Origin of the sequence: Paraburkholderia sp. HC6.4b, from assembly GCF_014200875.1 — a bacterium.
In the GTDB taxonomy this organism is placed as follows: domain Bacteria; phylum Pseudomonadota; class Gammaproteobacteria; order Burkholderiales; family Burkholderiaceae; genus Paraburkholderia; species Paraburkholderia tuberum.
In genome coordinates, this window is sequence record NZ_JACHDC010000017.1 from 85921 (window position 1) to 107330 (window position 21410).

At 56.8% G+C, this 21410-nt stretch carries 18 protein-coding genes and 7 pseudogenes; 16 read left to right on the forward strand and 9 right to left on the reverse strand.

Annotation, left to right across the window (positions count from 1 at the left end):
• The first annotated feature begins 70 nt into the window (after positions 1-70).
• The 3 genes from HDG34_RS24715 to HDG34_RS40210 all read left to right on the forward strand — a co-directional run bounded on the left by HDG34_RS24715 (position 71) and on the right by HDG34_RS40210 (position 2278).
• Entirely contained in the window at positions 71-970 is a 900-nt protein-coding gene (locus tag HDG34_RS24715) for a LysR substrate-binding domain-containing protein (RefSeq protein ID WP_184062899.1), read from the forward strand.
• A 486-nt stretch (positions 971-1456) separates the two neighbouring features.
• Complete coding sequence (locus HDG34_RS39420; protein WP_260321319.1) at positions 1457-1948, forward strand: transposase; 492 nt, start codon at positions 1457-1459, stop codon at positions 1946-1948.
• Positions 1949-1966: 18 nt separating this feature from the next.
• On the forward strand, positions 1967-2278 hold the full coding sequence (locus HDG34_RS40210) for an IS3 family transposase (protein ID WP_184062901.1): 312 nt from the start codon (positions 1967-1969) through the stop codon (positions 2276-2278).
• On the opposite strand, the pseudogene HDG34_RS24730 reads toward HDG34_RS40210, so the two are convergent.
• Positions 2236-2388, reverse strand: a pseudogene (locus tag HDG34_RS24730) (transposase); the annotation flags it as partial. The gene HDG34_RS40210 and the pseudogene HDG34_RS24730 sit on opposite strands and share 43 nt — an antisense overlap.
• Before the next feature lie 643 nt (positions 2389-3031).
• On the opposite strand from HDG34_RS24730, the gene HDG34_RS24735 reads away from it, so the two are divergent.
• The 3 genes from HDG34_RS24735 (at position 3032) to HDG34_RS39430 (ending at position 6278) form a co-directional block, all read left to right on the forward strand.
• Complete coding sequence (locus HDG34_RS24735) at positions 3032-4129, forward strand: NAD/NADP octopine/nopaline dehydrogenase family protein (RefSeq protein WP_184062903.1); 1098 nt, start codon at positions 3032-3034, stop codon at positions 4127-4129.
• 307 nt (positions 4130-4436) lie between these two features.
• Positions 4437-5825 carry an MATE family efflux transporter gene (locus HDG34_RS24740; protein WP_311734871.1) on the forward strand — a complete coding sequence of 463 codons (1389 nt, stop codon included), beginning with the start codon at positions 4437-4439 and terminating at the stop codon, positions 5823-5825.
• Positions 5826-5933: 108 nt separating this feature from the next.
• Positions 5934-6278 carry a hypothetical protein gene (locus HDG34_RS39430; protein ID WP_260321320.1) on the forward strand — a complete coding sequence of 115 codons (345 nt, stop codon included), beginning with the start codon at positions 5934-5936 and terminating at the stop codon, positions 6276-6278.
• A 190-nt stretch (positions 6279-6468) separates the two neighbouring features.
• On the opposite strand, the pseudogene HDG34_RS24750 reads toward HDG34_RS39430, so the two are convergent.
• From HDG34_RS24750 to HDG34_RS24760, 3 genes and pseudogenes are all read right to left on the reverse strand, one after another.
• A pseudogene (locus tag HDG34_RS24750) lies at positions 6469-7235 on the reverse strand (SDR family NAD(P)-dependent oxidoreductase); the annotation flags it as partial.
• Positions 7236-7387: 152 nt separating this feature from the next.
• Positions 7388-8413 carry a 4-hydroxy-2-oxovalerate aldolase gene (dmpG, locus tag HDG34_RS24755; protein WP_184062905.1) on the reverse strand — a complete coding sequence of 342 codons (1026 nt, stop codon included), beginning with the start codon at positions 8411-8413 and terminating at the stop codon, positions 7388-7390.
• Entirely contained in the window at positions 8410-9294 is an 885-nt protein-coding gene (locus HDG34_RS24760; RefSeq protein ID WP_184062907.1) for an acetaldehyde dehydrogenase (acetylating), read from the reverse strand. Before HDG34_RS24760 ends, dmpG begins: the two co-directional genes overlap by 4 nt.
• A 580-nt stretch (positions 9295-9874) precedes the next feature.
• Here HDG34_RS24760 and HDG34_RS24765 point away from each other — a divergent pair.
• Positions 9875-11008 (forward strand): annotated as a pseudogene (locus tag HDG34_RS24765) (IS3 family transposase).
• A 248-nt stretch (positions 11009-11256) separates the two neighbouring features.
• On the opposite strand, the gene HDG34_RS24770 reads toward HDG34_RS24765, so the two are convergent.
• The 4 genes from HDG34_RS24770 to HDG34_RS24785 all read right to left on the reverse strand — a co-directional run bounded on the left by HDG34_RS24770 (position 11257) and on the right by HDG34_RS24785 (position 15070).
• On the reverse strand, positions 11257-12174 hold the full coding sequence (locus HDG34_RS24770) for a LysR family transcriptional regulator (protein WP_184062909.1): 918 nt from the start codon (positions 12172-12174) through the stop codon (positions 11257-11259).
• Positions 12175-12470: 296 nt separating this feature from the next.
• Positions 12471-12971, reverse strand: coding sequence for a flavin reductase family protein (locus tag HDG34_RS24775; RefSeq protein WP_184062911.1), 501 nt, complete (start codon positions 12969-12971; stop codon positions 12471-12473).
• A gap of 28 nt (positions 12972-12999) precedes the next feature.
• Entirely contained in the window at positions 13000-14325 is a 1326-nt protein-coding gene (locus tag HDG34_RS24780) for an LLM class flavin-dependent oxidoreductase (RefSeq protein WP_184062913.1), read from the reverse strand.
• Positions 14326-14731: 406 nt separating this feature from the next.
• Complete coding sequence (locus tag HDG34_RS24785; protein WP_184062915.1) at positions 14732-15070, reverse strand: hypothetical protein; 339 nt, start codon at positions 15068-15070, stop codon at positions 14732-14734.
• Between the two features lie 445 nt (positions 15071-15515).
• On the opposite strand from HDG34_RS24785, the gene HDG34_RS24790 reads away from it, so the two are divergent.
• Together HDG34_RS24790 and HDG34_RS24795 are read left to right on the forward strand one after the other, a co-directional pair.
• On the forward strand, positions 15516-16295 hold the full coding sequence (locus tag HDG34_RS24790; protein ID WP_184062917.1) for an ABC transporter substrate-binding protein: 780 nt from the start codon (positions 15516-15518) through the stop codon (positions 16293-16295).
• 96 nt (positions 16296-16391) lie between these two features.
• Positions 16392-16559, forward strand: coding sequence for a porin (locus tag HDG34_RS24795; protein ID WP_184062919.1), 168 nt, complete (start codon positions 16392-16394; stop codon positions 16557-16559).
• A 56-nt stretch (positions 16560-16615) separates the two neighbouring features.
• Here HDG34_RS24795 and HDG34_RS24800 read toward each other — a convergent pair whose 3' ends face one another.
• Entirely contained in the window at positions 16616-17098 is a 483-nt protein-coding gene (locus tag HDG34_RS24800; protein WP_311734872.1) for a transposase, read from the reverse strand.
• Between the two features lie 127 nt (positions 17099-17225).
• On the opposite strand from HDG34_RS24800, the gene HDG34_RS24805 reads away from it, so the two are divergent.
• The 7 genes and pseudogenes from HDG34_RS24805 to HDG34_RS24835 all read left to right on the forward strand — a co-directional run bounded on the left by HDG34_RS24805 (position 17226) and on the right by HDG34_RS24835 (position 21367).
• Positions 17226-18167 carry an acetaldehyde dehydrogenase (acetylating) gene (locus HDG34_RS24805; protein WP_184062921.1) on the forward strand — a complete coding sequence of 314 codons (942 nt, stop codon included), beginning with the start codon at positions 17226-17228 and terminating at the stop codon, positions 18165-18167.
• A 13-nt stretch (positions 18168-18180) separates the two neighbouring features.
• Entirely contained in the window at positions 18181-19203 is a 1023-nt protein-coding gene (gene mhpE / locus HDG34_RS24810) for a 4-hydroxy-2-oxovalerate aldolase (RefSeq protein WP_184062923.1), read from the forward strand.
• A 109-nt stretch (positions 19204-19312) separates the two neighbouring features.
• A pseudogene (locus tag HDG34_RS24815) lies at positions 19313-19471 on the forward strand (3-(3-hydroxy-phenyl)propionate transporter MhpT); the annotation flags it as partial.
• A 43-nt stretch (positions 19472-19514) separates the two neighbouring features.
• Entirely contained in the window at positions 19515-19757 is a 243-nt protein-coding gene (locus HDG34_RS24820) for a GTP cyclohydrolase I (protein WP_260321321.1), read from the forward strand.
• 103 nt (positions 19758-19860) lie between these two features.
• Positions 19861-20028, forward strand: a pseudogene (locus HDG34_RS40215) (6-pyruvoyl trahydropterin synthase family protein); the annotation flags it as partial.
• Positions 20029-20067: 39 nt separating this feature from the next.
• Positions 20068-20360: pseudogene (locus tag HDG34_RS24830) on the forward strand (IS4 family transposase); the annotation flags it as partial.
• A gap of 353 nt (positions 20361-20713) precedes the next feature.
• Positions 20714-21367: pseudogene (locus HDG34_RS24835) on the forward strand (polysaccharide deacetylase family protein).
• Positions 21368-21410: the final 43 nt, after the last annotated feature.

A 21410-nucleotide genomic window follows, 5' to 3' on the forward strand; every position in this document is an offset into this window, starting at 1 on the left:
GTTGACGGCCCCTTCCTATGCAGTCAAATACCAATATAATGCAACCCTATGCCGAAACGAGATAGCCAAGATGAAGCTACGTCAAATCGAGGCCTTCCGCGCAGTGATGCAAGCCGGTTCAACCACCGGCGCCGCCGAAGAACTGCATACTTCTCAGTCCAACGTGAGCAGGCTCATTACTCAACTCGAGGCCGATACGCGGCTCGTTCTCTTCGAGCGCTCCGGTGGACGTCTCAGTCCAAAGCCGGAGGCAAAAGCTCTGTTTCGCGAGGTTGAGCGCGTCTTCGTCGGGCTGAAAAGCCTCGCGTACGCGGCCGACAGCATTCGCAATCTCGGCAGCGGCCGCCTGCGCATTGCGTCAATCCCCGGCATCGGGATGAGCTTCCTTCCCAGAGTCGTGCAGCGCTTCAGGCAGTCCCGCCCCGATGTGACCGTATCGATCCATACGAATACGTCTAACACGGTAGAGCAATGGGTCTCGTCACAGTTCTGCGACGTCGGAATCGTCGCGTTCGTATCTGCCGCCGCTACCTGCCAGGCGATTGCGCTGCCTGACGCAGAGGTCGTTTGCCTCTTGCCGAAAAGCCATCGTCTCGCTGGAAAAAGCAGAATAAAGGCTACCGACCTTCGCGGCGAGCAATACATCTCGCTCGTGCATGGAGATGGCTCGAGGGAAGAAACCGACCGTGTCTTCGAGCAGGAGGCGGTCGAACGCGTGCTGTCGCTCGAAGCGCAATACAGTGCCACATGTTGCGAGATGGTAAAGCTCGGGCTCGGCGTTACATTGGCCCATCCCCTGGTGGCTACGGATTATGTAGGCCAGGGAATCAAGGTTCTGCCCTTTTCACCATCCGTCAACTACCCCAACTTCCTTCTCTATCCTCCGCACAGAGCAGTCTCACAATTGGCGGAGGAATTCGCTGCGTTGTTGCGAGACCAGTTCGAACTGGAAATAACAAGCTGGCAGTAAAAATCCCTATGCGTAGAACGCCGGACGGTTTTTCTGCCGCGCGCGATCGTTTGCACCTGTGAGGGCCAGACACAACCGTGATTGCCGCGCCGGCGCCCCCGACTGGCTGCTCCATCGGCAAAACTGCATCCAATCCGGCGCAGGGCTGACGCGCGTTCTGCTCGATCATGAGATTGAAGTTCGGGAAGTGAACCGGCCGGGCCGCGCAGATCGCAGGTTTCGCGGCAAATCCGATACCACCGACGCCGAAAGCGCTGCACGCGCCGTCCTTTCGGGCAAGGCCGCAGCCATCCCAAAAGACAAATCGGGCGCTGCTGAGGCTATGCGCGCTGGGCGAAGTGCTGTTAAGGCGAAAACCCAAGCCATCAATCAGCTGAGAAGCCTGCTCGCCAGCGCACCCCAAGACGTTCGCCAACGCCTTTCAAGCACGAAGATGGCCGAGTGCGTTGCGAACTGCGCTCGAGTCAGGTCGCTGGCAACACTCCCATGTTGCAGACTCTGGCCATCACGCTTCGCTTGCTGGCCAAGCGGTGGGTGGCTTTGGAGGAAGAACTGAAGACGCTCGATGCAATGCTGGAGAAGCTTACCAACCAGTACGCTTGTCGGCTTAGGGGGCGCTTCGGTGTCGGACCTCACACCGCCGCGACACTCGTTACTGTTGCCGGCGACAACCCTGAACGCCTCAAAAATGAAGCGTCTCTCGCAGCACTTTGCGGAACGAGCCCTCTCCAGGCCTCATCCGGGAAAACAGTACGGCATCGACTGAATCGCGGGGGAAACCGTTCCGCGAACAACGCGCTATGGACAATAGCGATGGTCCGGATGCGTAGTGACCCGAGGACGAAAGCGTACGTGCAACGTCGCAGCCATGAGGATATCTCGAAGAAGGAAATTCACCGCTGCCTGAAGCGGTACATAGTGCGAGAACTTTACCCTCTCATTCTCGCCGATCTAGCTGACTCTACAGCCTTCGCTTGACATAGGAGCGTCAACGCGATGTGCGAGTCGTTCTTCGGCACACTCGAAGCCGAACTGCTCTGTCGCGAACACTTCGCGACCCACGAACAGGCACGGCGGCGTCTGTTCTCGTTTCTGGAGAGCTGGTACAACATACGCCGCCTGCACAGCAGCATCGGTTACTGTTCGCCGCTCGAGTTCGAAAACCTGCATGCGCAAGGTCAAAGCTTATCGACGCGCGGGTTGTCCACCGCCAGGCAGCGTCGTGGTCGTGACAGGCGACCCGCCGCCCGGCCGTGGACAACCCACTCCTGCAGTTGCTTCTTCCAGTCCGTGATCTGGCTCGGATGAACCTCAAACTGCTGGGCCAGCGCTGCCAGCGTCTTGTCGCCCTTGAGCGCCGCTAGGGCCACCTTTGCCTTGAACGCCGGTGAGTGTGTCCGTCGGTTTCGTTTCGTCATCTTCTGGTTCCTTGTCGCCAGCCATTATGGCCGACTCACGCCCCAGCTTTTCCACTCAACGAAATGTCCGAATTCTTGGCGCCATCTCTGTCGCTCGGCCTGTGTAGTTCCCCTCGCGCGCCCTTCCCCGAGGCACGGAGCCGCTAACGTGTCCTTGACCAACGATTGCCGCATCTATCTCCTCGACCGTGGCCCTGCTTCCGCAAACATCCTGCACTATCGGCAATAACACTATCGCCTCTCTTCACCGAGCCATTTGCACGCGTCCAGTTTCTCCCGTCGCCATTCGCGCCCCCGAAATCTTGAGCGACGACCCATCAGACCCGCTTGTCAAAAATGGGGGCTTTCATAGACGGACCAGAGCACCTACCGATATGTCGCGAACTCGACAACCCTGCAGCAGATGTGAGCTTTGTCGAGTCCGCGACACAGTGGTAATCAGCCGGGCGCCCCACGGGGCTCTATTCGACCATTGGCATGGCAAGCGGAAAACTTTTTGACTGCTTTTTGGCAGTTGGCGCGATTGTTGCAAGTCTCTGTTGGCAGCGGTGTCGGATCTGCACATTGACATTAATTTTCATTTTAGGCGAGGGGTTCGACGAGACCTATCATTCGAATTACACTTTGTGAAGAAGGAGAGGCGATGTCTTCAAAGCTGCCGGTTTCAATCATCGGCGCCGGAAATACTGGTTGCACCTTCGCGGCTGATCTTGCCAGCCGAGGAGTTGATGTTCTTCTTTATGGTCATCCCAAACACCGAGGCAATATTGACGCGATCCGGAAAAAAGGTTGCCTTGCCTCTAGTATGGAGATAGAAGGTGAATTTAACCCAATTTTAACCACCGAGATGGCCGATGCGGTACGATTTTCACACTTTCTTGTGGTCACTGTGCCATCGTACGGGCACGCCGACATTATTAATAATTTGAAGGGCTTCGATCTCAGTAATCACATTATCGTAGTCATCAATGGCAACTTCTTCGCTTTGCTCGGTCATAGCGAGTTGAACGCGCAGGCCATCCTAGAAACCAACGCTTCTCCATACGCATCTTGGGTCAAGGACGGCGAAGTGTCTATCGCCGGAGTCAAGAGCAGCCTCCCCATCGCAGCGCTTCCGAACAATATGGGGGAGCAGCAGTGGTCGCAAATCTCCGAGATATTTCCTAAGACGCTCCTGTGGTGCAACAACGTTTTTGAAATCGGAATGCAGTCCAATAATGGTGTTATTCATCCGGCGGCAGGAATCCTGAACACAGGTTGGATAGAAAGTAGGAAAGGAGACTTCCTGTTCTATCGTGATGGGATTTCGCCCTCAGTCGGGAACGTTATAGAGGCGGTAGACGCCGAGCGCCTGAAGATCGCGGAAGCCTTCGGGTTTCGACTGCAGACGGTTTTGCAGGAAATGGTCGGTTTCTACGGTGGGGCTTGTGAGAAATTTTCGGATTTCGCGTCGCAAACTAAGGTTCACAACGCGAAGAAGATAGCGCCCACTCACATGCAAGACAGATACGTGTCAGAGGATGTACCCTATATTTTGGTCCCTTGGTACGAGCTTGGCTCGAGAGTAGAAGTCCAGGCTCCGACCATCAAGGCTGTGGTGGACATCGCGTCGGTCATCAACGGCGTTGACTACTTTAAAAGTGGCCGCAATTTGAAGCGCCTTGGCATGGATCACATGTCGAAAATAGAACTGTTGCGGTTTATTGATAGCGCGACTTGGCACCTCCCATGGGCGAGGTGACATCAGAGAAAACAGTGCGATTTCGGCAGGGGCAAGCAGTCGCTAAGAAAGCAGTCGGGCTACCGGAAACCGATCGCCTTGGACAAGCGATTCGTTCGTCGTCCTCTGGACATCCTATTCGACACGTTTGCCAACTAGACTGCGCCTGTGGGACATCTTGTCGACCAGCTTTCTGTTAAACCGCCGTCGGAGACGGAACACTTGCGTCACTCCGCTTAATGATCGCGAAGCGCTAGAAGGCGACGACGTAGAGCAGCGCCTTGCATACACGTCTAGGGTACTGGTTTCCTGACACCGGAGATTTCAAGTGTCCGAACATGAACCATCTTTAGTCAATTTAAGTCGCGATCTTTCTTTCTTCTTTTCGATTTGGGTCGGGCAACTGTTCGTAGTTGCCTATGCCGTAGCAGACGTTCTTATCGTCGGCAACAGAAGGCCAGATCTCCTCGGTGCGCTGGCATTGGGGAACGCGATTTACGGTCCACTTGGTGTAATCATGACCGCGTTTTTTTCGTCGATCACCATAAATGCATCGAGAATTATAGCAGAGAAATCCGTAGCAACACTTAAATACATCGCTTACTACGGATTTGCGTCTGGAATCTTTGCTGCTGCATTCTTTTTCTGTGTTATGAAGTATTTTTCGACAGTCCATCATTGGTCGAACCAATCACCCGATTTAGTGGTCGCGACTCAAGATTATCTTGATGCTCTGACGTTTAGCGCTTTGCCGTTCATCCTCTTTCGAATTATAGCCTGCATCGCAAACTCGATTCGGGCCACAGCCTATATTACAGCACTGCAAGGCATTGGTTTAATAGCAAAAATTACCCTATCCCTAGCGCTGGTCGACAGCCCACACTTCCAGCTTGGCCTGATTGGTTGTGGTCTGTCAACTACCATTGCCTTCTATATCATGGGTATAGGCGCCACGCTTCTATTTTTATTCGATAGGCGATTTTCCGTATTCCGATTTGATTTTTTTCTGTCTCGAGAGCCATCTCAGTTGGTGGTTCTCTTGAGAACTGGCCTCCCCGTCGCATTTTCGACGCTTTCCGAAGTTGCAGCATTCGGATACATGACTATATTGATAAGCAAGTTCGACGCTGACCAGCTGAGCGCCCATCAAATCGTCTCTAACGTCTATAACGTCGGGTACACATTGGTCGTTTCCCTTGCAGTTTTATTTTCTGTCAAGATAAGTCAAGCATTCGGGATTGAGGGACAAATTGCAGCGGGCCGCAAAGCAAGAACGGCGATCTTCGTCACGATGGCAGTCGGCTTCTTACTTGCCAGCTTACATATGTTTTTTGGAGCCGCTGTCTTCCGACTTCATACGGCGGACGAGAGAGTTTTGTCGATCTCGAACAGAATTCTTATCTTCCTGTCATTAGTGATTTTCGTTGACTGCCTTCAAACTAGTGCCGCAGCGGCTCTGCGTGCACTTGGCATTAATGCGTTTCCCGCATTTGTGCAGATAATTAGCCTGTGGATAGGTGTTGCGGTTCTGGGAGACGGGTTCGCAACGCAGCGGCTTTGGCTCGGCAGCGTGAATCTCGTGTCAGCAACCGGGGTCTGGTGCGGCGTTTTTTTTGGTTTGCTGCCGAGCGCACTGATCATGTCACTGGTTGCCAGCGGTGGCAGTAAAGCAATTTGCAAGCACCTCCGGCGAATCATTTCTCAATGTACTCGATGACGTCTCGTATGCCCGGTGTCATCGAAATGCCGGCCGCCCAGTGGGCCCCGCACCGCGACCTATGTTCACGGTAGTAGGAACACAGCGAAATCGAATCAGATCTGGAGTATGTTTGCTGAAGAGGGTGTGATCTTCCCGGTCGGGCTTCCGCAATTGAGAAAAGGAGTGGTTGAGCTCGTCAACAATCCCGATTCCCCCATCACCACGTTGCTCAGACGGCTTGGCTCGATGTACCTCGAGCAACTGAAGGCACTGCAGCAATGGCTCGACGAACTTGCTGCCGAGATAGATGAAATCTTCAAGAGCAGTGAAGCTTGCCCGTCAAACGGTGTTGCAGCGTGTAAAGCGCGGCGGGCTCGACGCCGTGCTGGTTCGTCGCGGACGATGCAAAGGCTTGCGCATCAAGGTCTCCAACGATCAGCCGGACTTCTTCGAACACACTTCATGAACTAGAGGGCATTGCTATGAGAGATCCAAGAAGCCTTTATCAGTATCAGTAGTGTCCGGTTAAGGAACTGGCGGCGGTACGCGGCTAACCCGGCCCGTTTACAGCCCCTCCCCTTAAGGTAGGGTCGAGAACCGGCGCGCACCCCGGTAGGCGCCGGTGGTGATTCCACCGCTTTCGCGATGGCCCGCAATCCGGTAAGCCACCACCAACGAGCAGGTTGTCGCCCGTAATCCACCGCGCGTCATCCGACGCGAGAAACACCGCCACAGCAGCAATATCATCGGGCTGCCCAAGACGACCCAGAGGCGTCTGTCTGAGCACCAGAGCGTCAAAATCGGACCCGACGATGCCCGCACTGTGCGTACCTTCTGTCAGGACTATGCTAGGGTTGGATCGAATTAACGCGAATGTGGCGTGGTCCGAGTTCGCGCGAAAGCCCCCCCGTAACGGCATCGATGGCCCCTTTCGTACCCGCATAAACTGCCGTTCTCGGAACTGCCGCGTGACTTGCGACGGAACTAAGGGTGATGATACTGCCGCCTCCGAGCAGATGCTTGATCGCAGCTTGTGTGACGAGCAGCGTGCCAAGCACATTGATATTGAACTGCTCATGAAAATGCTCTTCCGTCACGTCCTCTATGGAAGCTAGTTCGTAGATCCCTGCGTTGTTGACGACGATGTCAAGGCGACCGAAATGCTCGATCGCGCCGTCGACGATACCTTGTGCGTCCGCCAGTTTCGAGACATCGCCGCCGATTTTGACGGCTTTGCCTCCGGCATCTGTAATCGGCTTTGCCTCCGGCATCTGTAATTGCATCGACAACCGCATGCGCTCCCTTCTTACTGCTTGAATAGTTGACGACGACGGCCGCGCCTTCGGCCGCCAGCGCCTTTGCAACGGCAGCACCGATACCCTTCGATGCGCCCGTTACGACTGCTGCTTTATGTGCAAGCTTGCTCATTGCTCTCTGTCCTGTAAGAAATCATGACGCGATAAGATCTGTCAGATGCTGCACCGGCGCTGCACATGCAACGCAACCAGATACATGTTGTTCAAATCGCCACTCTCGGCAAGGACGGCAAACGTCGGCGTGTGCCATCTTCGCGGACGGAACTACCTCACCGCGACGCTCTGTGCGCTCATGGCCGCGAGGCGGTGCGCTTCTTCTACGATCACGTCCTCTTGCCCCGCTACCAGCTTTCGCTGGGCAAGGGCCTGACACAGCTCGAAAGGATCGATCTTAAGCTCGGACGCTAGGCGCTCGATGTGCGGAACGAAACCCGAGAAGAGGCCAAAAACGCCCGTGATGATGTTAGCGATGGGGATGTGAGGGGTCCGGATCGGCAGCACCTCGTCTGCGCACTTCGCTAGTCTGGCTACGCGCGCGAAGTCTGTACCTAACTGGTACCCATGGCGCTCAAGAACTGGAACCAACGTTTCGAGCTGCGTGTTGCCGGCGCCGGCGCCGAAACCGCACACGCAGGCGTCGAGGAGCGTAGCACCGCTCTCCGCCGCGGCAATCGAGTTCGCTACTGCGAGCCCCAAGTTGTTGTGAGCGTGATACCCGATTGGTATTGACAGACCATCGATCAGGGCCTCGACCTTTTCCTTGACGAGATCCGGGGTCGAAAAGCCCGCGCTGTCCATCAGGACGATCGCGTGCGCGCCGTACGATTGCATCAGGCGGGACTGATCCACGATCTCTCTGGCATCGGCCATATGCGACATCATCAGCACGCCATAGGCGGTTTTCCCGACGTGCCTCACGTACTCGATGAAACGCCGGGTGATGTTGGCCTCGGTGCAATGGGATGCCAGCCGAAACACGTCGACGCCGGCTTCTAGCGCCACCTCAATGTCGGATATCTTGCCGAGCCCGGGAATGAAATGAACTCCGAGCTTCGTATGCCTGAGCTTTTCACGCACGGACGCCAGCATCTCCGCATCGGTGCTCGCCGCTTTACCCAGCAGAGCCGATGAGGCACCCAGTCCGTTACCGTGGCCCACCTCCACGATATTGATCCCAGCCACGTCGGCGGCCTGCGCGTAGCGGACGATCTGCCCAATTGTCAACTGGTGCCGCACTGCGTGATTTCCGTCGCGCAGGGATGCGTCGGTCAGAGTGATGTAGCTTTTCACGATTGCTTGCTCCTCGTCACACGGCCCTTGTGCGCCGCTACCGCGACAGCCGCGCAATTGATGATGTCGAGATTGCCCGCATAGCTCGGTAGATGATGTCCGCTGCCTTGCACCTTCACGCTGACAGTGATTCGTCCTTCATCCAGAATCGGCGTGAGCACGATCTGAAAGCCGGGGACGTATTCCTGTACGGAAGCGACGGCGCTACTGATTGCGCCCTCGATTTCGGAAAAGTCACCACATTTCGCGTAAGCGTAGATCGTCGTTTGCATCATTACGCCCGGTTCCGCAGGATTGATATTTAGGATCGCCTTCACCTTGTCCGCCCCCGAAAAGAGAGACAGGGCCCGCTCGGTAGTAGTAAGGTAATTGTTGATATTTACCCGCGTCGCCATGCCCGCGCTCGCGGCCGCTATTGTTGAAACGACCTCGAGGTAGTCAATCTGCTGCGTCGCCTGCCTGAGCGCATGCGCGAGCGGCAAGCTCGCCTGTCCGCCGCAGGTAACCAGACTGACGTTTTGCTGCCCGGCGACGTCGGTGAGATTGACCGATGGCACACACACCATACCAATGGCAGCCGGCGTCAGATCGACGGCAAATTTCCCGCAAGCAGAAAAAACGGCATTGTGGTCGACGTGCGCATAGGCGGAGGTCGCATCGAACACGATGTCATATGCATTGCGGTGCGCTTTCAGGAAATTGATTCCATCCGCCGACGTCTCGACGCCACGCTCTTTCGCAACGGCGAGCCCGCGGCTCTTCGGATCGCGTCCGGCCAAAAACGCAAGGCTCAAGCTTTCCGACGCGAGGACCTTGCACATCAGATCGGTACCAAGCGTTCCTGATCCAATGATGGCTACGTTCGTGCGTGAATCACTCATTTCGCGCTCTCTTTGCGCTCCAAATCATCAACATTGGCACCTTCCAGTTGAGAAAAAGTTAGAAACGTGGTTGCGAATCGGGGGCTGCATAGCGTGACCATGTCTCCGTGTGCTGAGGGCATATGGTCTTTCTCCGCGGTTGCGGCAGCGACCGGACTGTATCCGCGCAGTCTCTGAGCAGCTTCCGGGCCATGTGGGCCGCAAACCCTCGGAATCCCGGGACGACAGGACCTCTGACCCACTTGCGAAGAATTGTGCCGCTCATTAACGTCGGTCTTCAGACAATGAGGTCGACTTCCCGACAAACCGCACGCGTTTAGACTCAGAGCTAAGCGGCGAGCGTATTTGGTCGAGCAGTTTGAAAGGTGAAGTGCAACCGGTTTAGTGAAATGCAGAGGGACGTGTTGAAGCGACTTCGCGCATGCCTGCGAAGACCTCCAAAGGCGAGTGAAACGCATGTGTAGCGCGTGGCTTGAGCGCGGCCCACGCGCTGAGAGATGGCCGCGCAAATTCGGACAGTCGGATAAGTGGAATGCTCGGGACCTGAGCCGGCGATAATGCCGACAAAGGAACCAGGAAGATGACGAAGAGAACCCGACGGACGCACTCAGCCGGGTTCAAAGCGAAAGTGGCGATGGCGGCGGTCAAGGGGCGAGCGGACGCTAGCCGAACTGGCGCAGCAGTTCGATGTGCACCCGAACCAGATCACCGAATGGAAGCGGCAGTTGCAGGAACGTGCAGCCGACGTGTTTGGCGCAGGCGGCACGGCGTCGAGCGAGCCGCAAGTCGATTTGAAGGAGCTACATGCGAAGATCGGCCAGCTCACGCTGGAGAACGATTTTTTAAGCGGCGCGCTCAACAAGGCGGGATTGCTGAGCGCAAAGCGATGATCGATCGTACACACGCATTGCCGGTCTCGCAGCAGGCGCGACTCGTTGGTATCGCAAGATCGAGCGTGTATTACCGGGCGCAACCGGTGAGCGAGGCAGACCAGTTGCTGATGCGCCGGATCGATGAACTGCACATGGAGTTTCCGTTTTCCGGCGGGCGGATGCTGGCGCGACTGCTGCGTCGCGAGGCACACGAGATTGGCCGCAGGCGCGTGCGCACGCTGATGAAGCGCATGGGTATCGAGGCGCTGTACTGCAAGCCGAACACGAGCCGACGCAATGCGCGGCACAAGATCTGGCCGTATCTGCTGGGCATGACGATCAATCGGGCAAACCGGGTCTGGGCACTGGATACGAGCGATATCCCGATGGCGCGCGGCTTCGTGTATCTGACCGCCGTGGTGGACTGGGTCAGCCGGAAGGTACTGGCCCACCGCGTAGAGATCACGATCTAGGCGATGCACGTTGTCGAGGCGTTGGAAGAAGCGTTCGCGAAGTACGGGCAACCTGAGATCGTCAATACCGACCAGGGCAGCCAGTTCACCGCGACAGCGTTCACCGAGGCCGTGCTCAGCCGGGGCATCCGCTTGTCGATGGACGGCAAAGGTGCCTGGCGAGACAACGTGTTCGTCGAGCGCGTGTGGCGAAGCGTGAAATATGAAGAGGTGTATTTGAAAGCCTATGAATCGGTCGGCCACGCCCGGCGCTCAATCGGCGATTACATCAATCTGTACAACCAGCGACGGCCTCATTCGAGTCTGGAAGACCGCACGCCGGATGAGGCATACTTCGCAACACTGCCTGCGATCAAATTGGCAGCATGACTGCCCTGGACGTTCCACTTAAAAATATCGAGAACCTGTCCGAACAAGCGAGGCCACCTCTCTCGACGAACTGCGCATCAATCGGATAACCAGGTCTGCGAATTATTTGGATAGCCATAGTCGGAATTTGATAACAGGGTGAGACGGATTTTTCTAGAGTTACTCCATTTGCGCCCAGGTCTGAACATATTCAGGCGATCAATCTAGGCCGCCTACGCGACTGCCAGGTTAAAAGCGTCTGGGCAGAGTCATTCATGGAGTTTGCAAGCTGCTGCGACTTCAGCGAACCATCGATCACGATGCTGCTTCATAAACGAAACAAATGCTCGCCCCACTTTCGACAACGGGCGACACTTCGGGTATAGCAGCCCAACCCGGAAGGTGATACACGGGTCCACGAGTCGAACGTCGACCCGGTCAAGGTATCCGTGAACACTGAAAGGATCGATAAAACCGACACCCATTCCTAGTGCGGCCAACTCGCATGTCGAGTGGGAGAATGACGTATCGATACGCATAACACGGCTTACGTCTCGCGATTCAAATAGACGATCAACATGCGGCCGGTCTTGATAGTGCGCCGTGGTTGAGATAAATGTGCAACCTTCGAAATCCTCAGGTGAAAGCGTCGACTTTTTACCGAGATTGTGCCCCTTCTTCATAACCGCGTAGTAGGGAACGTTGCAGAATTCGTCTACCGAAAGATCTTCGCGGTCGTAAGGTACTTCTGCAAGACCAAGATCGATTCTTTCCGTCGCAATCCAGTCTTCCACCTTCGTGGAGGTTTGAACATCCAGTGAGATATCAACGTTTGGGTGAGCTTCGCAAAACAGGGCTATGACTGCCGGCAAAAAAGTTATTCCGAGGGCAGGCATGCATGCGATCGAAATGCCGCCTACGCGAAGTTTCCTCACATCAGCGGCAAGTTCTCCGATCTTTTGGTACGCACGGAATGTGTTCTCCACTTGCTCGTGGATCATCCTGCCCTCAGGCGTCGGCACGAGCCTGCCAGCAGCGCGGTTAAACAATGTCACGCCGAGCTCCTTTTCGAGCTCGGTGATCAAGCGACTCACCGATGGCTGAGACAGCCCCAGTAGATCCGCCGCACCATTTACAGTGCCGACCATCATGGTCGTGCGGAACGCTTCAAGTTGCCGGATGTTCATGATTTCCCAAGTGACTTTCCCCTTTCAGCAACCATCATCTATGGTTCGGACCGACATCGCAAGGGCGTGTCGGCCACGGTATTCATATGATCGAGCATTGCTGGTCCTTCTAAGTCGACACCGCCCAATCAAGTGCGCATAAGACGAACGATCACACCGGCCAGCCAAGTTGAACGGGCAATCAAGACGCCTCGCATCAAGAAATTGATATCAATCCGTTAGACCAAAATCTGCAGTTTTATCTGCGATCATGCCAGACGCGTACTCAGTGACATGACCGCACCAGCGTCTGCCAGTCAAATTCTTAGAGGCGCGCTTCGTGCAAAACCACGTTCGTGCCACAGAAGGCATCCCGCATCGACAGTCTCATTGAACGCAATCTCTCTGATTACGCCAACGATGATGGAGTGAGTGAATCCGTCATGCCGATCGCTGATTTCGCAGTCCAATGCAACGGTAGCATCAGGCAGGATCGGCGCACCGGTCTCGAGAGATGACCATTTGTTGGCGGCGAAACGGTCTTGCCCTTTGCGCTTGCGAAACGTATCAACGAGCCCGCAGTGCGCTGTCGAAAGAAGATTCACGGCAAAGCTACCTGCGCCCAGGATTGCATCGTGGGACGAAGCGCACTTGTTCACGCAGACGATGACCGACGGTGGGTCGTCGGAGAGACTGCACACCGATGTCGCGATGAGGCCGACCGGCTTTGCGTGGTGCATTGCGGTAATAACTGTAACACCGGCAGCGAACAACGACATCGCCTGCTGGAAGTTAGCTTTGGAATCGATGGTTTGCATTTCTGTCACCTGACTAGACTATGACGGCTCACCCACGCTTGTAGACACTGGGTTTGAGGCCAAGGTTCTCGCGCAGAGTTCGTCCTTCATATCGGTCCCTGAACAACTCACGGCGGCGCAGTTCCGGGATGATGAAATCGCTAATGTCGTCCATACCGCCCGGAAGAATGGCCGGGCAAAAATTGAAGCCGTCTGCGCCATCATTCTTGAACCACTCATCCATTTCATCAACGATGTCACTGGCGGTTCCGATCACCAGGCGTACCGAGAAAGTCGATGCGACGCGCTGATAGAGTTGTCTAATTGAGAGGTTCTCGGCACGAGCCATCTCCAACAGGTTTGATGCAAGGCTCCTGAGTTTCTGCCCACCGATGTCTGGCACCGGCCCGTCGAGCGGATAGCCGGATAGGTCGCCGAGCGCGTTATAGAGCTCGGCCAGGCCGCTCAGCGGGTGGATAAGCTCCTGAAGCTGGTCGAACTTGTCTTGTGCCTCCTGCCTGGTCCTACCGACGAACGGTGTAATGCCCGGCATGATCAACAACTCGCCTGGCTCGCGACCATACTTCGCGAGCCGCCCCTTCAGATCGCCATAGTAATCTTGCGCATGTTTCAGATAATGCGAATTGCTATAAACCACATCCGCGCATCTGGCGGCAAGCTCACGTCCGGCCTCGGAAGCTCCGGCCTGCACGATGATCGGCTCTCCTTGCGGAGTACGCGCGGAATTCAACGGGCCGCGTACCTGGAAATGCTTGCCCTTGTGGTTCGGCACGTGCAACTTGTCTTCGTGATAGAAAAGTCCGCTTTCCTTGTCTCGAACGAACGCGTCCTCCTCCCAACTCCGCCAAAGGGATCTGACAACGTCGACGAATTCGTCGGCTCGTTCGTACCGCTCTTCATAGGCAAGGTTCTCGTTCCTGTTGAAGTTTTGAGCTTCCTCATCTGACCACGAAGTGACGACATTCCATCCGGCGCGGCCGCCGCTGATGTGGTCGATCGAAGCGTATTTCCGTGCGACGTGAAACGGTTCGTTGTAGGTGGTTGAGGCAGTTGCCACTAACCCGATGTTTGACGTGGTTGCACCCAGTGCGGCGAGAAGCGTGATCGGTTCCAACTCTGCATTCCGCATGTCACGCGCAAGTGATCCTTTCGGATTGTCATTGGCGCGGATCCCAAGACCGTCAGCAAAGAAAACCATGTCGAGATGCGCCGCTTCCGCCTTGCGGGCCGTGTTTAGGAAATGTACGAAGCTCAGCGCTCCGTCCGCCTGCACATCCGGATGCCTCCAGGCGGCAACGTGATAGCCGAGATATCTCATCGAGAGGCCGAGCCTCATTTTTCCGTCTTTAGTCATTGCATGCGCTCCCATTCTTGGACTGGTCCGCCCGGAACATGGCGGCATGGGTGAATGTTCGCGCTTCACCGTCCGATAAACAATGTCGCCAAAGGCGGCCGTCTATTTGAAAAGCGGATAAGGGTATTCCCTGACTTCGTTGAGGCGAGGCTGAAACTGGCCCGATGTGCTGCCCATGCGAAAAACCCTGCATCGTTATCGGTGTGCGCGGTGCCTGTCTCATTGCTGCGCTTCGCGCCCTTGGGGCGACATCGTTGCCAGCCTTCGGCAGGTGCAGCGCGACGGTGGTGCCGGCCCTATCGACGGCCGTGGGCCTGCTCCGTGCGCCGTACCGCACCGGCATCCGACGCGTGTTCGCCGAGTCAAGGCCTGCTCGGTCCATAGCCGCGGCTGGCATTAAGTTCGTTCAGCGAGGCCACTGAATTGCAGAGCCGAGCCATATGGGGGGAAAACCCCCTATACGCATTTCGAATACCGGACCTATTTTGACGGCATTGTGTCGTTCACGTCGGCAGCACACCATCCTGCTCATGCCGCTCATGCCGCTCATGCCACTCATGCCACTCATGCCGCTCATGCCACTCATGCCACTCATGCCGCTCATGCCACTCATGCCGCTCATGCCGCTCATGCCGCTCATGCCGCTCATGCATTGTCGGGTGGCGTAATCCGCAATTGAGGTGTCGAAATGATGAAAGACGGAAAAATGAGGCTCGGCCTCTCGATGAGATATCTCGGCGATCATGTGGCCGCGTGGCGGCACTCGTCGGTCCGCGCCGATCCAGGTGCGCGGCCCGCTGAATTGCGCACACATCGTTCAGGCGGCCGCGTCCTGGGCCGGCCGGCAGCTTGCGGCGCACTGTGCCGACGTCCCCGTGTACTAAAAGACCGGGCCGCTCGCCCTGCTGCGCGCAACGATTCGATCCTCCATATCGCTTGTCCTGCATAAGCTTGTTGTTTTAACTTGTCACGGTCGGGACTTTGTGGCGGACAACGACATTCTTTCCGAAATTGGATCGCTTCAAATCGACACCCTCAAGAGGCTTGTAGTCGACGGCTATGCCGTTCCAACCTAGATGCCATTACATCCGGCGATGCGCTCGAGGGGCGTCCGAGTCCGAGGCCACCGACGCAATAAAAGCAGAAGTACTATGCCGCAAATCCGGACTTGGAATTTATGAGAAACCAAAATGAAGATTAAAACGCTGCTGGTCGCCCTGTGCGCAACGTCCATTCCATTTGCGGCATTCGCGTACGAGGGAAAGGAACTTAAGTTCGGAGTCGACAGCGCTTACCCGCCATTTGAGTCGAAAACCCCGAGTGGCGATCTCGTTGGATTTGACATCGATCTGGGTAATGCAATTTGCGCGAAGCTCAAGGTGAAGTGCGTCTGGGTTGAAAACTCGTTCGACGGCATGATTCCCGCGTTGCAGGCGCGCAAGTTCGACGCGATCAATTCGTCAATGTCGCAGACCGAGAAGCGCGCGAAGGCAATCGATTTCAGCCACAAGATATACGCCAACTTCGAAGCGCTGGTTGTAAGGCGCGGCTCGGCTCTGGTGGCAATGCCCGAATCGCTCAACGGAAAGCATATCGGAGTCTTGCAGGGAAGCACACAGGAAGCCTATGCACGGAAGCATTGGACGAATGGAGTTGACATTGTGCCCTACCCTTCGCAAGACCAGGTATGGAATGACCTCGCGGATGGGCGGCTCGATGCGGCACTGGTTTCGGGGCCAACGGCTGAGTCGGGATTCCTGAATACTGCGCAGGGTCGTGATTTCGGTTTCGCGCGAGGTCCGGCCATCAAGGACGAAAGCATCTTCGGCCCGGGCGTCAGCATCGGTGTGAGAAAGGGTGACAGAGCCCTGCTCGAAGCAATCAACGGTGCGATCGACAGTCTCCGCAAGGATGGGACGTATGACCGAATTGCGAAGAAGTACTTTACGTTCGATATTTACGGCGGTTAATTGACGTCAACTGCCCAGCAAAACAGACCGCATGCCCGACCCAGGGTTGCGCACAAAGAAGCATCGTGACCCACAATATAACCTTTGGAGACCTTAATGAAAATGAAACTTCTTGCAGCTTTCGTGATGTCAGCCGCCGCGGCTCCCACAATGGCCCAAAGTACCGTGACGCTTTACGGTCTGATCGATGAAGGAGTCAACTATACGAACAACGTCGGTGGCAACAAGCTGTTCGAGCTCCAGAGCGGTACGGTCCAAGGGTAAGCGGTGAATTAGGCGCACATGGTTTCCTGGGGCGGGACGGCGCAGTATGTGTCCACCTAACTGACAGGTGGACACATGACGCAGAATCCCTCAGATCCCCTGAAGCTTGAACCCGTCGGCGTGAGCAGTGATGGCCGGCGACGCCACTGATACCGAGATTGTCGCCGCCTTTCTTTGCCGCAGTCGTTGTGCCGTCGCCGTGAATGATCGACAGATCGAGCAACTGGGTCCTGCTGGAGTCGGCGTACTGAGGCCAGAAATATCGCGTCGAAACATCCGCTCGCCTGCCAGCGACGAAAGATCCGGTAAATGCTCGTCGGATGGATTTCGCGTCGAGCCTGCTGATTCCTGTCGATCGGCAGCGTGTGCCACTGGCAGCCAAGGTAAAGCGCCTTCAGGATGTAGTTGAAGATCCTGTACAACGGCAGTCGCGGCAGCGGGCCTCGACGACCCCGTGGCAAATGAGGCAAGACAAATTCGTTGAATTGCGCTTCGCTCAATTCCAACGGAATCCGTTGTCGGGCTTGGCGTTCGGCCAATTTCCATCAGCAAAGCGATGGATTCTAGCCGCTTCGACGACAACCGCTCCGATCCCTTACCCAGCCGGCCTCTCTGCCCGTTTTAACCCCCGCGAAAAACCTGCAACCAGTAGCATTGAGGACTGACATGGCTTCCGAAAAACTCAAAGCCGCGATCATAGGCTCCGGCAACATCGGCACGGACCTGATGATCAAGATCATGCGTCGCAGCTTGCACCTGGAAGTGGCGGCGATGGTCGGCATCGACGCCGCTTCCGACGGTCTCGCGCGCGCCGCGCAGCTCGGCGTCGCGACAACCCACGAGGGCGTTCAGGGATTGGCGCGTTTGCCGGTCTTCGAGGACATCGAGTTTGTGTTCGATGCAACCTCGGCCGGCGCGCACGTGAAGAACGACGCTTTCCTGCGCGCGCTCAAGCCCGGCATCCGGATGATCGACCTGACGCCTGCCGCGATCGGCCCGTACTGCGTGCCGGTCGTCAATCTCGATGCGCATCTCGATGCGCCGAACGTGAACATGGTCACGTGCGGCGGGCAGGCGACCATTCCGATGGTGGCGGCGGTGTCGCGCGTGGCGAAGGTCCACTATGCGGAAATCGTCGCATCGATCAGCAGCAAGTCGGCTGGCCCCGGCACGCGTGCGAACATCGACGAGTTCACCGAGACCACGTCTAAGGCGATTGAAGCGGTCGGCGGCGCGGCGAAGGGCAAGGCGATCATCGTGCTGAATCCGGCCGAGCCGCCGCTGATGATGCGCGACACGGTCTATGTGCTGTCCGAACTCGCGGAGCGCGCGCAGGTCGAGGCGTCGATCGAGGAGATGGCGAGCGCGGTGAACGCGTATGTGCCTGGCTACCGTCTCAAGCAGAAGGTGCAGTTCGACGAGATTCCTGCCGACTCGCCGCTCAACATCCCCGGACTTGGCCGCTTCGGCGGACTCAAGACCTCGGTGTTCATCGAGGTCGAAGGCGCAGCACATTATCTGCCGGCGTATGCAGGCAATCTGGACATCATGACCTCCGCCGCGCTCGCGACCGCCGAGCGCATGGCACAATCGCTCGCGAACGCGTAGGGAGCACACCGACATGGGCAAGAAGCTTTATATCTCCGATGTGACGTTGCGCGACGGCATGCACGCCATCCGCCATCAGTACTCAATCAAGAACGTGCAGGACATCGCACGCGCGCTCGACAAGGCGAAAGTGGACAGTATCGAAGTCGCGCACGGCGATGGTCTGCAAGGCTCCAGCTTCAATTACGGATTTGGTGCACACAGCGATCTCGAATGGATTGCGGCGGCGGCCGACGTCGTGAGCCACGCGACCATCGCGACACTGCTGTTGCCCGGCATCGGCACGATTCACGATTTGAAGGCCGCGTATGAGGCGGGCGCGCGCGTGGTGCGCGTCGCGACGCATTGCACCGAAGCGGACATTTCGATGCAGCACATCGAATATGCGCGTGAACTCGGCATGGACACGGTCGGCTTCCTGATGATGAGCCACATGACGACCCCCGAAAACCTCGCCGTTCAAGCGCAGAAGATGGAGAGCTACGGCGCTACCTGCATCTATGTCGTGGACTCGGGTGGCGCGATGAACATGAGCGACATTCGTGCGCGCTTCAGGGCGCTTAAGGGCGTGCTAAAGCCCGAAACGCAGACCGGCATGCATGCCCACCACAACCTGTCGCTCGGCGTCGCCAATTCGATCGTCGCGGTGGAAGAAGGGTGTGACCGCGTCGACGCGAGTCTCGCCAGCATGGGAGCGGGCGCGGGCAATGCGCCGCTCGAGGTGTTCATCGCCGCGGCGCAGCGTCTGGGCTGGGACCACGGCACTGACCTGTACACGCTGATGGACGCAGCCGATGACATTGTGCGTCCGCTGCAGGACCGTCCGGTGCGCGTCGACCGCGAGACGCTCGCGCTCGGTTACGCAGGCGTTTATTCGAGCTTCCTGCGTCACTCGGAGGTGGCCGCGAAGAAGTACGGCCTGAAGACCGTCGACATTCTCGTCGAACTCGGCAAGCGCCGCATGGTGGGCGGCCAGGAAGACATGATCGTCGACGTCGCGCTGGATTTGACGCGGGCACTCGAAAGCCAAAGCTGAAGCAGCACTCGCGGCGCCTGCGCTTGAACGCAGCCGCCGCGTGTTCGCAAATCTTGCCAACAGCGTATCGCCGCCAAGAGCGACGCTGATTTCACATTGGAGACATCGCATGAAAACGTCAACATCGGCCCGTGCAAGCGGTGCTATCACCATTGGATTGTGTCTTGGCGTCGCGTTGCTCGAAGGTCTCGACCTGCAATCGACCGGGGTCGCCGCGCCGCGCATGGCGCGCGAATTTCACCTGGCCGTTGCGCAAATGGGCGCGGCGGCTCGATGAGTTCCATACGGTCGGCTCTCTCCCGATTCGCCCGATGCGCTCGCATCACTTGGCCTCGGTCACGGGCCGCGCATGGATTGGCGTGATACCCGGTGACCGTCTGATCGGCGTGTCGCAGTTCAACCGGCTCGCCGACTGGGTGATGTCGTGTTCCCAGATTCAGAAGGAAGCCGTGATGCAACTGGCCGACGAAAATCGAGGAACGGGCCACGCCGCAGGGCTTGGGCGTGCTCACCCGTGCAACGCAATCGCGCATGACGACGCGCGGCGTGTGTGACCACGAAGTCACCATGATGACAAGTGTGATGCGCGGCTTCCTGCGCGATCGCAAAGGCGCACGCGACGAGTTCCTGAACATCGCACGACAAAGAGTTCTGATCATGCTACAGGCCGAGCATTATCACGACATCTCATGCGGGCACCGCGTCTACGGGAATGAAGGCAAGTGCCAGAACCTGCATGGGCACAACTACCGCATCCACTTCGCTTGCGAAGCCGCCTCGCTTGACGATCTCGGGCGCATCATCGACTTCGGTTCGATCAAGACGCTGCTGTGCGACTGGGTCGAAAACCACTGGGATCACCGCATGTTGCTGTGGCGCATTGCCCGACTGATGCGTTTAGGCCGGCCCCGCCCGAACTGGATGCGTCACTGTTCTTCCATGCCGACGAGATACGCGGTGAGTTTCTGCTGGCGAAGAAGCCTCGACCGAAGACGCCCATCACGCTCGATCAAATCATTCGCCTGATTTCTTCACTGGGTGGACTTCTACGCCTTAAGAGTGATGGCGAACCGGGTGCGAAAACCCTCTGGATCGGCATGCAGCGAACTATGGATGCAGTCTCGACCATTCAGGCCCTTCGCGAAGACGACTCGTGACTCCTGTATAGGGACATGCCTCTATCCACTCACTGTAAAACGCATTTCTCAACGTATCCACGTTATAGATGCAAGGCATCAACACAATCAATTTTACAAATCAATTTTTGTATTGCACAGTGAAACCCGTCGTTGCGGAAATGGAAATCGAAGTTGATTGATCGAATACTTCAATTTTATAAACCTAAGTAGTACGGCAGATTTAGACATGTCTCCATGATGCCCACACTTTTGGATGTATCTCTCGACACGCCACCTAAGCTTACCGAAACCGTGCCCGTGGCCTTCCGGATGGGACGATCGACTATGGAGCAGCTTACTGGCTCGATAATTGAACGAAACGGGCCAGAGCTGTGAAGGTACTCGATTGCGCATCCGAGGCGCGCGACGAATGCCACGATCGCGCCGGACGTCGCGACGTCTATTTGACGTTTGACGACGGTCCTAATCCACTTTGCACACCGGACGTCCTCGATGTGCTGGCAGAACACCGGATGCCAGCAACGTTCTGCGTCATCGGCGCGTACGTAGAGGACCAGCCGAAGCTGATCTAACGAATGATCGCCGAGGGACAAGAGATTGCCACTCACACGATGACTCATCCGGATTTGTCCAGATGCGAACCTGATGAAGTACGACGCGAAATATTGGACGCGAACAGGATCATCCGGATGGCGTGTGCCCAAGCCACAGTTCGGCATATACGTGCCCCTTACGGAACATGGACGGACGAAGTGGTCGCTGAAGCGGCAAAGGCGGGCCTGGCGGCTCTTGACTGGTCGGTAGACCCTTGGCGTCAGACTAGTCTCGCCCCGGCGTCGATGTGTATTAGCCGGTACTTGACCGGCCAGACAATGTCAGCGGAGCTATCGTCCGCCCCCGACCAGGGAATGATTCTTCGGGGCGAGTCGAACCTCAAGCCTGCGCCTGCGGCGCACCGCTTCGCGGCTTCGGGCTTGACCTTTTCCTCACCCCGAAAAAAGCAGCTTTCAAGTCGGGAACGATGAAATGAACTGTCACTGTCTGTCGAATCAAGTGCTGCTGTCTACA

Coding starts and splice junctions, on each gene's coding strand:
- HDG34_RS24715 (WP_184062899.1), top strand. CDS start 71: ATGAAGCTACGTCAAATCGAGGCCTTCCGCGCAGTGATGCAAGCCGGT.
- HDG34_RS39420 (WP_260321319.1), top strand. CDS start 1,457: ATGTTGCAGACTCTGGCCATCACGCTTCGCTTGCTGGCCAAGCGGTGG.
- HDG34_RS40210 (WP_184062901.1), top strand. CDS start 1,967: ATGTGCGAGTCGTTCTTCGGCACACTCGAAGCCGAACTGCTCTGTCGC.
- HDG34_RS24735 (WP_184062903.1), top strand. CDS start 3,032: ATGTCTTCAAAGCTGCCGGTTTCAATCATCGGCGCCGGAAATACTGGT.
- HDG34_RS39430 (WP_260321320.1), top strand. CDS start 5,934: ATGTTTGCTGAAGAGGGTGTGATCTTCCCGGTCGGGCTTCCGCAATTG.
- HDG34_RS24760 (WP_184062907.1), bottom strand. CDS start 9,294: ATGAGTGATTCACGCACGAACGTAGCCATCATTGGATCAGGAACGCTT.
- HDG34_RS24770 (WP_184062909.1), bottom strand. CDS start 12,174: ATGAACATCCGGCAACTTGAAGCGTTCCGCACGACCATGATGGTCGGC.
- HDG34_RS24775 (WP_184062911.1), bottom strand. CDS start 12,971: ATGCAAACCATCGATTCCAAAGCTAACTTCCAGCAGGCGATGTCGTTG.
- HDG34_RS24780 (WP_184062913.1), bottom strand. CDS start 14,325: ATGACTAAAGACGGAAAAATGAGGCTCGGCCTCTCGATGAGATATCTC.
- HDG34_RS24785 (WP_184062915.1), bottom strand. CDS start 15,070: ATGATCGCCGAGATATCTCATCGAGAGGCCGAGCCTCATTTTTCCGTC.
- HDG34_RS24790 (WP_184062917.1), top strand. CDS start 15,516: ATGAAGATTAAAACGCTGCTGGTCGCCCTGTGCGCAACGTCCATTCCA.
- HDG34_RS24795 (WP_184062919.1), top strand. CDS start 16,392: ATGAAAATGAAACTTCTTGCAGCTTTCGTGATGTCAGCCGCCGCGGCT.
- HDG34_RS24805 (WP_184062921.1), top strand. CDS start 17,226: ATGGCTTCCGAAAAACTCAAAGCCGCGATCATAGGCTCCGGCAACATC.
- mhpE (WP_184062923.1), top strand. CDS start 18,181: ATGGGCAAGAAGCTTTATATCTCCGATGTGACGTTGCGCGACGGCATG.
- HDG34_RS24820 (WP_260321321.1), top strand. CDS start 19,515: ATGCGCTCGCATCACTTGGCCTCGGTCACGGGCCGCGCATGGATTGGC.